The organism is Longimicrobium sp. (genome assembly GCF_048594345.1).
Taxonomy (GTDB): Bacteria; Gemmatimonadota; Gemmatimonadetes; order Longimicrobiales; family Longimicrobiaceae; genus Longimicrobium.
In genome coordinates this window covers 13146-28480 of record NZ_JBMDXM010000013.1, presented here as the reverse complement: position 1 = coordinate 28480, position 15335 = coordinate 13146, and the positions used below count along the sequence as shown (strand labels likewise).

At 73.6% G+C, this 15335-nt stretch carries 1 protein-coding gene; it reads left to right on the top strand.

Going from position 1 to position 15335, the window contains the following annotated elements:
• Positions 1 to 28 precede the first annotated feature (28 nt).
• On the top strand, positions 29 to 15334 hold the full coding sequence (locus ACOJUJ_RS00950) for a non-ribosomal peptide synthase/polyketide synthase (protein ID WP_420124962.1): 15306 nt from the start codon (positions 29 to 31) through the stop codon (positions 15332 to 15334).
• The last annotated feature ends 1 nt before the right edge of the window (position 15335 follow it).

The window sequence follows — 15335 nt, the reverse complement described above, 5'->3', positions numbered from 1 at the left end:
TTGAGATTTTCTGAGGGGATACAGTTCCATGGACGTGCTTGCTGGTCGGACATCCTCCACCTCGCTTTCGGTGGCGGTGATGGAGGACGGGGTGCCGCGGGAGCGGGCGGAGTACTGGCGGCAGATGCTGGCGCATGCGCCGGAGCCGCTGGAGCTGCCCGCGGACCGCCCGCGCCCCGCGCATCCCGACCACGCGGGTGCCGTCGTTCGGCTGGAGCTGGACGAGGAGGTGGCCGCGGCGCTCCGGGTGCTCGGAAGCCGCCACGGTGCGTCGCTGTCCACGACGCTGCTGGCGGGGTGGGCCGCGGTGCTGGGCCGGCTGTCGGGGCAGACGGACCTGGTGATCGGCACGTCCATGGGCGGCGTGAACCCGCTGCCGGTGCGGGTGGACCTGTCGGGCTCGCCCACGGCCGTGGAACTGGTCGAGCGCGTCGAGGCGCGGGTGCAGGGAGCGCTGCGGAACGGGGGGCTTGCCCTGGAGCAGGTGGTGGAGCTCGTGCAGCCGGACGGCGCCGACGCTTCGGCCACGCCGCTGTTTCGCGCGGCGTTCGCGTGGCGGGACGCGCCGGAGAGCGGGCCGGAGGCGCGCTCCACGGCGGGGCTGGACCTCTCGCTCGAACTGTGGGAGGAGGACGGCCGGATCGCGGGCGAGGTGGTGTTCGCGACGGCGCTGTTCGACTGGGAAACGGTCGAGCGCTACGCGGGCTACCTGCGCCGGATGATGGCGGGGATGGCGGGGGACGAGACGCGGCCCGTGGACCGGCTGGCACTGCTGTCCACCGAGGAGCGCCGCCGCGTGACGCAGGGGTGGAACCGCACGGAGGCGCCGTATCCCGCGACCTTCATCCACGAGATGTTCGAGGCGCAGGCGGGGCGCACGCCGGACGCGGTGGCGGTGGTCTACGAAGACCTGCAGCTGACGTACGCGGAGCTGAACGGGCGCGTCAACCGGCTGGCGCACCACCTCCGCTCCCTGGGCGTCGGTCCCGACGTGCGCGTGGGGATCTGCGTGGAGCGCGAGCCGGAGCTGGTCGTGGCGGTGCTGGGGGTGCTGAAGGCGGGTGGCGCGTACCTGCCGCTGGATCCGGGCTATCCGCGGGAGCGGCTGCTGGACATGGTGCAGGACTGCGCCCCGGTGGTGATGCTGACGCAGGGTGCGCTGGCGGGACGGCTCGGAGGGCTGAATCTGCCCCTGCTCGCGCTGGACGAGGACGCGGCGTGGTGGAGGACGCAGCCGGATAGCAACCCGGAGCGCGCGGCGCTGACGCCGGAGCACCTGACGTACGTGATCTACACCTCCGGCTCCACCGGCCGGCCCGAGGGTGTGGAGATGACGCACGGGGGCGCGTCCAACCTGCGGCACTGGTACCTGGGGGCCACGGGGATGTCGGAGCGCGACGCGGTGCTGGTCGTTACCTCGTTCAGCTTCCACCTTACGCAGCGCAACCTGATGGCCCCGCTGTTCGTGGGCGGGCGGGTGCACCTGGCGCGGGAGCCGTTCGAGCCGCACCGGATCGCGGCGCAGATCATCGCGTCGGGCATCACCATGATGAACGTCACGCCGACCGGCTTCCAGGCACTGGTCGAAGCGGACGGGGGGCATGCGATCGGCGGGCTGCGGATCGTGGTGTTCGGCGGCGAGCCGCTGTATCCGCGGCAGCTGGCGAAGGTGCCGGAGCCGCGTCCCGCGTTCCTGAACCCGTACGGCTCCACGGAGGCCACCGGGATCACAACGCATCACTTTGCGCGGGTGGACCTGTCGAGCTACTCCAGCCGCGCCATGCCGCCGGGGCGCCCGATCGCCAACGCGCAGATCTACGTGCTGGACGGGGCCGGAGAGCCGGTGCCGGTGGGGGTGACGGGGGAGCTGTATCTGGGCGGTGCCGGAGTGACGCGCGGGTACCGGCGGCTCCCGGCGCAGACGGCGGAGCGCTACCTCCCCGATCCGTTCGGGGCCACGCCCGGTGCGCGGATGTACCGCACGGGCGACCTGGGGCGGTGGCTGCCGGACGGAACGATCGAGTTCATGGGGCGGAGCGACGCGCAGGTAAAGGTGCGCGGGTTCCGCATCGAGCTGGGCGAGATCGAGGCGCGGCTGGCGGAGCATGCCGCCGTGCACGAGGTGGTCGTGGTGGCGCGCGACGGGGAGATCGGCGATCCGCGGCTGGTGGCCTACTACGTGGGCAACCCGGCGGTAAAGGCGGAACTGCGCGCGCACCTGGCGGAGCGGCTGCCGGAGTACATGGTGCCGGCCGCGTTCGTCCACATGGACGCGCTGCCGGTGAACCCCAACGGCAAGCTGGACCGCAAGGCGCTGCCGGCGCCGGACTATGCGTCGGACGAGGAAACGTACGTGGCGCCGCGCACCGGCGTGGAGGAGGTGCTGGCGGGGATCTGGGCAGAGGTGCTGGGCGTCGCGCGGCTGGGCGTGCACGACTCGTTCTTCGAGCTGGGCGGGCACTCGCTGCTGGCCACGCAGGCCGTGTCGCGGGTCCGCGAGCTGTTTGGCGTGGAGCTGCCGCTGCGGGCGCTGTTCGAGGGGCCCACGGTGGCTGAGCTGGCCGTGCGCGTGGAGGACATGCGCCACGCGGGGCTGCCGGTGCTGCCGCCCGTCGTTCCGGCCGAGCGCACGGAGGCGCTGCCGCTGTCGTTTACCCAGCAGCGGCTGTGGTTCCTGGAGCAGCTGGGCAGCCCGGGCAGCGTGTACCACCTGCACAAGTCCCTGCGCCTGCGCGGCGCGCTGGACGTGGACGCGCTGGCGCGGGCCGTGGACGGCGTGGTGGCGCGCCACGAGGCGCTGCGCACCACGTTCGCGCAGGTGGACGGCGTTCCCGTGCAGCGGATCGCGCCGGCGGCGGCGAGCGGATTTCACCTGGTGGAGCACGACCTGGAGGGTCGGGCGGACGCGGAGGCCGAGCTGGGCCGGCTGATCGCCCGGGAGGCGCATGCGCCCTTTGATCTGGAGCGGGGGCCGCTGGTCCGCGGCCGGCTGGTGCGGCTGGCGGCGGACGACCACGTGCTGGTGCTGGCGATGCACCACCTGGTCAGCGACGGCTGGTCCACGGGCGTGCTTTTCGACGAGGTTTCCGCGTTCTACACCGCCCATCACGAGGGCAAGGACGCGCACCTTCCCGAGCTGCCGGTGCAGTACGCCGACTACGCGGTCTGGCAGCGCCGGTGGGTGGAGGGCGACGTTCTGCGCGAGCAGGCGGACTACTGGACGCGGACGCTGGCCGGCGCGCCGGCGCTGCTGGAGCTGCCCACCGACCGCCCGCGGCCGGCGCAGGTGGACCATGCGGGGGGCCTGCTGGGGGTAGAGCTGGACGCGGAGCTCACGGCGGGGCTCAAGGCGCTGGCGCGGCGGCACGGCACCACGGTGTACATGACGCTGGTGGCCGCGTGGGCCGTGGTGCTGGGCCGGCTGTCGGGCCAGGACGACGTGGTGATCGGCACGCCCACGGCGGGCCGCGGACGGCGCGAGATCGAGGGGCTGATCGGCTGCTTCGTGAACACCCTGGCGCTGCGCATGGAGCTGTCGGGCGCGCCCACGGTGGCGGAGCTGCTGGAACGGGTCAAGGAGCGGGCGCTCGCGGCGCAGCACCACCAGGACATCCCCTTCGAGCAGGTGGTCGAGCTGGCCGACCCGGTTCGCAGCGTGGCGCACCACCCGCTCTTTCAGGTGGTGATCGCGTGGCAGAACATGGCCCGCGGAGACGGCAACACCCTGTGGCTTCCGGGGCTGGAAGCCGGCGTGGGTGTGGAGTCGGCGAACGTGGACGCCAAGGTCGACCTCTGGCTGGGGTTGTGGGAGGCGGACGACCGCATCCTGGGCAACGTCAAGTACGCGACGGCGCTCTTCGACCGGGCCACCGTCGAACGCCACTTCGCGTACCTGCGCCGGGTGCTGGAGGCGATGGTCGCCGACGACCTGCAGGCCGTGGACGCGCTCCCGCTGCTGCCGGAATCCGAGCGGCGGCTCGTCGTCGAGGCGTGGAACGCGACCGGCGCGGAGTACCCGCGAGGGCTGTGCATGCACCAGCTGTTCGAGGCGCAGGTGCGGCGCACGCCGGACGCGGTGGCCCTGATCTCCGGTGACGGATCACTGACGTACGCGGAGCTGAACGCCCGCGCCAACCGGCTCGCGCGGCGGCTGGCCGCGCTGGGCGCCGCGCCCGAGGCGATCGTGGCGCTGGCGCTGGAGCGTTCGGCGGAGATGGTGATCGCGCTGCTCGCCGTCTCCAAGACCGGCGCCGCGTTCCTCCCCGTCGACCCGGCCTATCCCGCCGAGCGCCGGGGCTGGATGCTGGAGCGCTCCGCCGCCCCGGTGATCCTCACCACCTCCGCGCTCGCCGCCGATCTCCCGGAGACGGGGGCGGCCATCGTCTCGCTGGACCGGATCGCGGCGGAGATGGAGTCGGAGGATGACGGCGATCTCGCGGTCGACGTCCATGTCGACAACGCCGCCTACGTGATCTTTACCTCCGGATCGACCGGGCGGCCCAAGGGCGTCGTGGTGCCGCACCGGGGGATCGGGAACCTGGCGGCGGCGCAGGGCGTGGCGTTCGGCATCGAGCCCGGCGCGCGCGTGCTGCAGTTCGCCTCGTTCTCGTTCGACGCGGGGGTGGCGGAGGTCGCGCACACGCTGCTGGGCGGCGCCACGCTGGTGATGGCGCGCCCTGGGCAGGCCGGCCCCGAGCTGCTGGCGCTGCTGCGCGACCAGGCGGTTACCCACGCCACGCTGCCGCCCGCGCTCCTGGCCACGCTCCCGGCGGACGACCTGCCGGCGCTGCGGACGATCGTTTCCGCCGGCGAGGCGGTATCCGCGGAGGTGGTGGCGCGCTGGGGTGCGGGGCGGCGCTTCGTGAACGCCTACGGCCCGACGGAAACCACCGTCTGCGCGACGGTCTCCATCGACCCCTCCATCACCGCACATCCCCCGATCGGGCGGCCGATCGCGAACGTGCGCACGGACCTGCTCGACGCGGGGATGCAGCCGGCGCCCGTGGGCGTGCCGGGCGAGCTGTACGTGGGCGGCGTGGGCGTGGGGCGCGGCTACCTGGGCCAGCCGGCGCAGACGGCGGAACGCTTTGTCCCCAGCCCGTTCGGCGGCGAGCCGGGCGCGCGGCTGTACCGGACGGGCGACCTGGGACGGTGGCTGCCGGACGGGACGATCGAGTTCCTGGGGCGCACCGACTTTCAGGTGAAGATCCGTGGCTTCCGCATCGAGCCGGGCGAGGTCGAGGCGCGGCTGGCCGAGCACGCCGGCGTCCGGGAGGCGGTGGTGCTGGTGCGCGAGGACACGCCGGGTGACAAGCGGCTGGTGGCGTACTGGACCGGCGAGGCGGGCGCGGACGTGGAGGCGCTGCGCGCGCACCTGGGCGAGCGGCTGCCGGAGCACATGGTGCCGGCGGCGTACGTGCGGCTCGACGCCTTCCCGCTCACGCCCAACGGCAAGCTGGACCGCAACGCGCTGCCCTCGCCCGACGGCGAGGCGTTCGCGCGGCAGGGCTACGAGGCGCCGGTGGGCCACACCGAGCAGGCGCTGGCCGAGATCTGGAGCGAGGTGCTGGGCGTGGACCGGGTGGGCCGCCACGACGACTTCTTCGAGCTGGGCGGCCACTCGCTGCTCGCGCTGCAGATGGCCTCGCACGTGGAGCAGGTGCTGGAGCTGGAGGTGGAGCCGGGAAAGGTGTTCGAGTGCCCGGTGCTCAAGGACCTGGCGCAGGCGCTGGCCGGGGCCGGGCGTGCGGAGCTGCCGCCGATCGAGCCGGTGGACCGCGCCGGGCACCTGCCGCTCTCCTTTGCGCAGCAGCGCCTGTGGTTCCTGGAGCAGATGGGCGGCCTGGGAAGCGCGTACCACGCCTCGCAGCGGCTGCGGCTGCGCGGCGCGCTGGACCGGGCGGCGCTCCGGTGCGCGCTGGACGGCCTGGTGGCCCGCCACGAGGCCCTGCGCACCACGTTCACCGGGGCGGACGGCGCGCCGGAGCAGCGCATCGCCCCCGCGGACGCGGGATTCCACCTGGAGGAGCTGGACCTGGCGGGCCGCCCGGAGGCGGAGCTGCAGCGCGTGATGGCCGAGGAGCGGCACGCGCCCTTCGACCTGCGGCGCGGCCCCCTTATCCGCGGCCGGCTGGTGCGCCTGGCGGACGACGACCACGTCCTGCTGCTGACCATGCACCACATCGTCACCGACGGGTGGTCCATGGGCGTGCTGTTCGACGAGCTTTCGGCGCTGTACGCCGCCCATCGCGAGGGCAGGGACCCGCGGCTGGCCCCGCTTCCCGTGCAGTACGCGGACTACGCCGTGTGGCAGCGGCGCTGGGTGGAGGGTGACGTGCTGCGGGAGCAGGCGGAGTACTGGACGCGCACGCTAGCGGACGCCCCCCGGCTGCTGGAGCTGCCCACGGACCGCCCCCGGCCGGCGGAGACGGACCACGCCGGGGCGATGTTCCCGCTGGAGCTGGACGCGGAGCTCACGGCGGGGCTGAACGCCCTCTCGCGCCGGCACGGGGCCACGCTCTACATGACGCTGCTGGCCGGGTGGGCCGCCGTGCTGGGCCGGCTTTCGGGGCAGGACGACGTGGTGATCGGCACGCCCACGGCCGGCCGCGGGCGGCGGGAGATCGAGGGGCTGATCGGGTTCTTCGTCAACACGCTGGCGCTGCGCCTGGACCTGTCCGGCGCGCCCACGGTGGCGCAGCTGCTGGAAAGGGTCAAGGAGCGGGCGCTCGAGGCGCAGAACCACCAGGACATCCCCTTCGAGCAGGTGGTGGAGCTGGTGCAGCCCGAACGCAGCCTCTCCTACAGCCCGCTGTTCCAGGCGCTGTTCGCGCTGCAGAACGCCAGGGTCGAGGCGCTGTCGCTTGCCGGGCTGGACGTGGACCCCGTGGACGGTTCCACGCAGGTGCAGGCCAAGTTCGACCTCACGGTCGCCCTGCGCGAGGCGGACGGCCGCATCGTGGGGAACGTGACCTACGCCACCGCGCTGTTCGAGCGGGAGACGGTGGAGCGCTGGGTGGGCTACCTGCGGCGCGTGCTGGAGGAGATGGTGGCCGACGACGCGCGCGGGGTGGAGCGGCTGGCGCTGATGCCGGAGAGCGAGCGCGCGCTGGTGGTGGACGTGTGGAACCGCACCGACGAGCCCTTTACCGACCTGGTCCTCATCCACCGCCACTTCGAGGCGCAGGTGGCGCGCGATCCCGGCGCCACCGCGGTGGAGTTCGGCGACGAGTCGCTGACCTACGCGCAGCTGGACGCATGGGCCAACCGCCTGGCGCACCGGCTGGTGGAGCTGGGGGTGCGTCCCGAGGGGCGGGTGGCGCTGTGCATGGAGCCGTGCAGCGCGGCGATCGCCGGGCTGCTGGGGGTGATGAAGGCCGGCGCGGCCTACGTTCCCCTGGACCCCGCGGCGCCGGACGAGCGCACCGCGTTCATGCTGGCCGAATCCGGCGCCCGCATCGTGCTGGCCGACGCGGCGAGCGCCGCGCGCCCCTGGACCGCGGGGTACGAGGTGCTGGTCGCCGGCGCCGATCTGGACGCGGAGCTGGAGCGCTACCCCGCCACGCCGCCCGCGGTGGAGATCGGGCCGCGCCACCTGGCGTACGTCCTCTACACCTCCGGCTCTACCGGCGTCCCCAAGGGGGTGCTGGTGGAGCACGGCGGCGTGTGCAACACCATCGCCACCTTTTCCCGGCTGTACGAGAACGGGCCGGCGTCGCGGGTGCTCCTTTTTGCCCCGCTGCACTTTGACGCGTCGGTGCTGGACGTCTTTACCGCGCTGGCCAACGGCGGCACGCTGATCGTGGCCCCGCGCGAAGAGACGATCCCGGGCGACGAGCTGACCGCCCTGCTGGCCCGCAAGCGGGTCACCCACGCCAAGTTCACCCCAAGCGCACTGGCGGCCACGCCGTGGGCCGATCTTCCGTTGCTGGAGGTGGTGATCCTGGGCGGGGAGGTCTGCTCGGCCGAGCTGGTGGAGCGCTGGGCGCCCGGCCGCCGCTTCTTCAACGGGTGGGGACCCACCGAGGTCAGCGTCCGCTCCACCGCCTTTCAGGCCACGGACGGCACCTGCCTGCCGCCGATCGGGGGGCCGCTGGGCAACGTGACGCACTACGTCCTGGACCCGGCGGGACGCCCCGTCCCCATCGGCGTTCCCGGCGAGATCTACGTGGGCGGCGCCGGCGTTACGCGCGGCTACCTGGGGCGGCCGGCGCTCACCGCCCAGCGCTACGTTCCCGACCCTTTCGCGAAGGCTCCCGGCGCGCGGATGTACCGCACCGGCGACAAGGTGCGCTGGCGCGCGGACGGGCTGCTGGACTTCGTGGCGCGGATGGACGGGCAGGTAAAGGTGCGCGGCTTCCGCATCGAGCTGGGCGAGATCGAGGCGGTGCTGCGCCGGCACGAGGACGTCGCCGACTGCGTGATGATGGTGCGCGAGGACGTGCCCGGCGACCAGCGGCTGGTGGCGTACGTGGTGGGCGAACCGCGGGCGGAGGCGCTGCGCGAGCACGTGCGGCTCAGCCTGCCGGAGTACATGGTCCCGGCCGCGTTCGCCTTTCTGGACGCGCTTCCGCTGTCGCCCAACGGCAAGGTGGACCGCAAGGCGCTCCCCGCGCCGGAGTACGGCGGTGCGGAGGAGGCGTACGTAGCGCCGCGCACGCCGGCCGAAGAGGTGCTGGCGGGGATCTGGGCCGAGGTGCTGGGCGTGGAGCGGGTGGGCGCGGACGACAGCTTCTTTGAGCTGGGCGGGCACTCGCTGGTGGCGACCCGCGTGGCCGCGCGCGTCCGCGCGGTCTTTGGCGTGGACCTTCCGCTGCGCGCCGTCTTCGAGCGGTCGGTGCTTTCCGACCTGGCGGCCGAGGTCGAGCGTTTGCGCGGCACCGGCGCGGCGGCCGGCGACGGCGCCATTGCCCCCGCCGCGCGCGAGGGCGACCTGCCGGTGACGTTCGCGCAGGAGCGGCTGTGGTTTGTGGACGCGCTGGACCCGGGAAGCCCGGTGTACGCGATCCCCTTCTCGTACGGGATCACCGGCCGCCTGGACCCCGACGCGCTGCGCCGCGCGCTGGCCGAGCTGGTGCGCCGCCACGAGCCGCTGCGCACCACGCTGCCGGCCGTGGACGGCGCTCCCGTGCAGCGGATCGCCCCGCCGCCGGCCACGTTCGACCTGCCCGTCGCCGACCTGCGGCACCTCCCCGAGGACGAACGGCGGGCGGAGGCCCGGCGCCTGGAGGACGAGGCCCGGCGGCACCGCTTTGACCTGGCGCGCGGGCCGCTCTTCCGTGCGTCGCTGGTGCGCATGGCCGACGCCGAGCACCACCTTCTCCTCAACATCCACCACGCCATCGGCGACGGGTGGTCGCTGGGGGTGCTGCGCGAGGAGCTTTCCGCGCTGTATGGCGCCTTTTCGCGCGGCGAAGCGTCGCCGCTGCCCGAGGCCGCGCTGCAGTACGCGGACTACGCGGTGTGGCAACGCGAGCGCCTGTCCGGCGACGCCCAGGGACGGCAGGTGGAGTTCTGGCGGCAGGCGCTGGCCGGCGCGCCGGCGCTGCTGGAGCTGCCGACGGACCGTCCCCGTCCGCCGGTGGAATCGCACCGCGGCGCGCTGGAGCGCCTGGTCGTGCCGTCGGGCCTGACGGCGGAGGTGCACGCGCTGGCCCGCCGCGAGGGATCGACGCTGTTCATGGTCCTTCTCGCCGCGCTGGACGTGGTCCTGGGACGCCTGGCCGGGCAGGAGGACGTGGTGATCGGGACGCCGATCGCGGGGCGGACGCGGGCGGAAACCGACCGAATGGTGGGCCTCTTCCTCAACTCGCTGGCGTTGCGGACCGACCTGTCGGGCGATCCCAGCTTCCGCGAGCTGCTGAGGCGGGTGCGCGAGACCACGCTGAACGCGTACGCGCACCAGGATCTCCCCTTTGAGCGGGTGCTGGAGGAGGTGCGTCCCGAGCGCAGCATGGCGCACGCGCCGGTGTTCCAGGTGATGCTCAACCTGGGCAACTTCCAGCGCGGCACGCTCAAGGCCGAGGGGCTGGAGGTCGCGGAGGCCAGCCCGGGCGCCGACGCGGCCAGCAAGTTCGACCTTACGCTGTACGTGAGGGAGCGGGACGGGGGGATCCACGTCAACCTGGTCTACGCCGCCGACCTGTTTGACGCGGCGCGGATGCGCGGGCTGCTGGCGCAGCTTGAAGGGGTGCTGCGCCAGGCCGCGGCCGCGCCGGAAACCCGCATCGGCGCGCTGTCGCTGGCGACGGACGCGGCGCGCGGCGTCCTCCCCGACCCGGCCCGGCCGATCGAGGCCGAACCGTGGCGCGGCGCCGTGCACGAGACGTTCGCCGCGCGGGCGGCGGCGACCCCGGACGCGCTGGCGATCTCCGCCGCGGGCGAGACGTGGACGTACGCCGAGCTGGACGCGGCGGCCAACCGGATCGCCCACCGGCTGATCGATGGCGGGGTGCGCTCGGGCGACGTGGTGGCGGTCTACGCCCACCGCTCGCCGGCGCTGGTGCGGGCGCTGCTGGGCGCGTGGAAGGCCGGCGCGGCGTTCGCCGTCCTGGATCCGGCGTATCCGCCCGCGCGTCTGGCGGCGCAGGCCGGCGCGGCGCGCCCCGCCGCCCTGCTGCGGATTTCCGCCGCGGGCGAAGTACCGGCGGAGGTGGCCGCCGCGCTCGCGGAGAGCACCCGGCTCACCGTCGTTCTGGCGGCGGACAGCAAGGACGACGGGCTCGGTGGATTCCCGTCGGCCGCGCCCGCGGTTTCCGTCGCAGCCGACGACCTGGCGTACGTCGCGTTCACCTCGGGGACCACGGGCACGCCCAAGGCGATCGCCGGCACGCACCGGCCGCTGGCGCACTTCTTCGGCTGGTACGCGAGGGAGCTCGGGATCGGCACGGCGGACCGATTCTCCCTCCTCTCCGGCCTGGCGCACGACCCGCTGCTGCGCGACGTGTTCGCCCCGCTGGCGGTGGGCGGCAGCATCGCCATCCCCGATCCCGGCCAGGTGGGCACGCCCGGCTGGCTGGCGGGGTGGATGGCGGACCAGGGGATCACCGTCGCGCATCTCACCCCCGCGATGGCGCAGGTGCTGGCGACGGGGGCGGGGGATACACGGCTTCCCGCGCTGCGGCTGGCCTGCTTTGGCGGCGACGTGCTGCGCGCGGCGGACGTGGAGCGGCTGCGCGCCGCCGCGCCCAACGCGGAGGCCGTCAACTTCTACGGCGCCACCGAGACGCCACAGGCCATGGGCTGGTTCCGCCTTCCCGCCGACCTGGCGCAGCTGGGCGCGGCCGTGCCCGTGGGGCGGGGGATCGAGGGCGTGGACTTGCTGGTCATCACGCCGTCCGGGGCGCTGGCCGGGATCGGCGAGCGGGGGGAGATCGCCGTCCGCACGCCGTACCTCTCGCGCGGCTACCTGAACGACGCGGAGCTGACCGCCGCGCGCTTCATCCCCAATCCCCTGACCGGCGACCCGGCCGACCGCGTGTACCGCACCGGCGACCTGGGCCGCTACCGCCCGGACGGCTCCGTGGAGCCCGCCGGCCGCGTGGACGGCCAGGTAAAGGTGCGCGGCTTTCGCGTGGAGCTGGGGGAGATCGAGGCCGCGCTGGCCAAGCATCCCGCCGTGGCCGAGGCCGTCGTCGCCGTGCGCGGGGAGGATCCGGACCGCGTGCTGGTGGCGTACGCCGTCCCGCGCGAGGGCGCCGGCATCGACGCCGAGGCGCTGCGGGCGCACCTGAAGGCGATCCTCCCCGACTACATGGTTCCCGCGGCGTTCGTGGCGCTCGCCGCGGTGCCGCTGACGGCGAACGGCAAGGTGGACCGCCGCGCGCTGCCGGAGCCGGTGATCTCGGCGGAGGAGACCCGCCCCACCGCGCCGCGTACGCCGGCGGAGGAGATCCTGGTCCAGATCTGGGTCGAGGTCCTGCGCCGGGAATCCGTGGGCGTGCACGACGACTTTTTCGCGCTGGGCGGGCACTCGCTGCTGGCGACGCGGCTGCTGGCGCGGGTGCAGAACGCGCTGGGCGTCGTCGTTCCGCTGCGCGCGCTGTTCGAGGGGCCCACCGTGGCGGAGCTGGCCGTGCGCGTGGAGGAGATGCGCCGCGCCGGGCTTCCGGTGCTGCCGCCGGTGGTACGTGTGGATCGTGGTCGTCCCCTCCCGCTCTCGTTTGCCCAGGAGCGGCTCTGGTTCATCGACCGGATGGAGGGCGGGAGCGCGCAGTACAACATCCCCGCCGCGCTGCGCCTTGCCGGCCCGCTGGACGCCGCGGTGCTGGAGCGCGCGCTGGGCGAGATCGTCCGCCGCCACGAGTCGCTGCGCACCGTCTTTCGCGAGGCGGACGAAGGCGCGGTGCAGGTGATCGCCCCCTTTGCCGGCTTTGCGCTCCCCGTCGACGACCTGACGGGGCTGGACGAGACGGCGCGGGAGGCGGAGGTGCGGCGGCGCGCGCGGGAAGATGCGGCGCGTCCGTTCGACCTCACCGCAGGCCCGCTCATCCGCGCCGCGCTGCTGCGGCTGGCGGACGAGGAGCACGTGCTGCTGCTGTGCATCCACCACATCGTGAGCGACGGGTGGAGCAGCGGCGTGCTGCTGCGCGAGCTGTCGGCGCTGTACGCGGCGTATCGCGAGGGGGGCGATTCGCCGCTGGGCGAGCCGCCGGTGCAGTACGCGGACTTTGCCGTGTGGCAGCGCGAGCAGCTGCGGGGCGAGGTGCTGGACCACCAGGTGGGCTACTGGAAGGAGCGGCTGGCGGGCGCGCCGGCGCTGCTGGAGCTGCCCACCGACCGTCCCCGGCCGCCCGTGCAGACGCACCACGGCGCGCGGGAACGGTTCGAGTTGCCGCGTGCGCTGCTGGACGGTCTGCAGGCGCTGGGGCGCGGCGAGGGCGCCACGCTGTACATGGTGATGCTGTCCGCCTTTCAGCTGCTGCTGTCCAAGTACAGCGGAAGCGAAGACGTCGTCGTCGGATCGCCGATCGCGGGGCGCACGCGGCGCGAGGTGGAGGAGCTGATCGGCCTGTTCGTCAACACGCTGGTGCTGCGGACCGACCTTGCGGGCGACCCGAGCTTCCGCGAGCTGCTGGGCCGGGTGCGCGAGGGAACGCTGAGCGCGTACGAGCACCAGGAGGTGCCGTTCGAGCGGCTGGTGGCGGAGCTGCAGCCCGAGCGCTCGCTGAGCCACGCGCCGCTGTTCCAGGTGATGTTCTCGCTGCAGAACGCCGACCGCTCCGGCTTTGGCCTGGAGGGGGTGCGGATGGAGGCGGTGGCCGCGGAGGTGGAGACCACCCGGTTCGACCTGGGCCTTACCGCCGTGCCGCACGAGGGCGGCATCCGCGGCACGCTGGAGTACAGCACCGACCTCTTCGATCGCTCCACCGTCCGGCGGATGCTGGGGCACCTGGAGCGGGTGCTGGAGCAGGTGGCCGCCGACGCGGACGTGCGCCTTTCGCAGCTGGACCTGCTTTCGTCGGAAGAGCGCGGCCTGGTGGTGGATGCCTGGAACCGCACGGAGCTCGGAGCCAGCGACCCGCCGGCCCACCTGCTCTTCGCCGAGTGGGCACGCCGCGCTCCGCACGCGGTCGCCCTCCTGGAAGGCCGGACGACCGTGACGTACGGAGAGCTGGACCGTCGCGCCGCGGTCCTCGCCCGGCACCTGCGCGAGCTGGGCGTGGGGCCGGAGACGCCGGTGGGCCTGTGCATGGAGCGCACGCCCGAGCTGCTGGTGGGCGTGCTGGGGATCTGGAAGGCGGGCGGCGCCTACGTGCCGCTGGATCCCAGCTACCCGGCGGATCGGCTGGGGTGGATCATCACCGACGCGGCGCTTCCGGTGGTGGTCGCCACGGCGGGCACGGCCGGGGTGCCGCCGAAGCACGGCGCCACCCTCGTGCGGGTCGACCAGCTTCCGGATGTCGCCTCGGACATGACGAATGCGACGTCGGAGCTGCCGGCGATCGACGCGAGCCTGGCGTACGTCATCTACACCTCCGGCTCCACCGGCCGCCCCAAGGGGGTGCAGGTACAGCACGGGTCACTCGCCAACCTGCTGGCGGCGACACGCGAGGCGTTCGGTGTCGGTGAGGGGGACGTGATGCCGGCGCTGGCTTCGTACGCGTTCGACATCTGGCTCTTCGAGGCGCTGCTGCCGCTCACCTCGGGTGGCGCGGTACGCCTGGTGGCGCGTGAGCGGGTGCTGGACGCGCACGCGCTGGTGGACGAGATCGCCGACGCCACGCTGGTGCACGGCGTTCCCGCGCTGATGCGGCAGCTGGTCCACGCGGAGCGCGAAACGCCCCGGCTGGCCCGGCTGCGGCGCGCCTTCGTGGGCGGCGACCGGGTGCCCGCCGACCTGCTGGAGGAGATGCGTGAGACGCTTTCCGGCGCGGAGACGCACGTCCTGTACGGCCCCACCGAAGGAACCATCCTGGCGTCCACGCACCCGTTGCCCTCGCACGGAACGGTGGAGGGGCACCCGATCGGCCGCCCGCTGGGAAGCGTGCGCCTGTACGTGTGCGACGCGTTTGGAAACGCGCAGCCGGCGGGCGTCCCGGGCGAGCTGCTGATCGGCGGGGCGGGGGTGGCGCGCGGCTACCTGGGGCGCGCCGCGTTGACGGCGGAGCGGTTCGTTCCCGACGCGCTGGGTGGAGAGCCGGGGGCACGGCTGTACCGCACGGGCGACCGGGCGCGCTGGCGGGCGGACGGGACGCTGGAGTTCCTGGGGCGCACCGACTTTCAGGTGAAGATCCGCGGCTTCCGCATCGAGCCGGGAGAGATCGAGGCCGTGCTGTCGGCGCACGGGCAGGTGCGGGAGGCGCGGGTGATCGTGTGGGAGGATGCGCCCGGCGAGAACCGGCTGGTGGCCTACGTGGTGGGCGGCGTCGGGGCGGACGAGCTGCGGGAGCACCTGCGGCGCAGCCTGCCGGAGTACATGGTGCCGGGGGCGTTCGTGGGGCTGGAGGCGCTGCCGCTTACGCCCAACGGCAAGCTGGACCGCAAGGCGCTCCCCGCGCCGGAGTACGCGGCCGACGCGGACCGGTACGTGGCGCCGCGCACGGAGGCGGAAGAGCTGCTGGCGGAGATCTGGGGCGAGGTGCTGAAGGTGGAGCGGGTGGGCGTGCACGACAACTTCTTCGAGCTGGGCGGTCACTCGCTGCTCATCATGCGCCTGCTGGCCCGCATCCGGGACACGCTGGACCTGCGGATCTCCATCCGCACCGTGTTCTCGATGCCCACGCTGGAGGCCATGGCGGAAGAGATCGAGCGCATGCTCTACGAAGACGTCGCCGGCATGTCCGAAGACGAGGCCGCTCAGCTGGTCGAGTCCAACCCCATTGCAGGGATCTGAG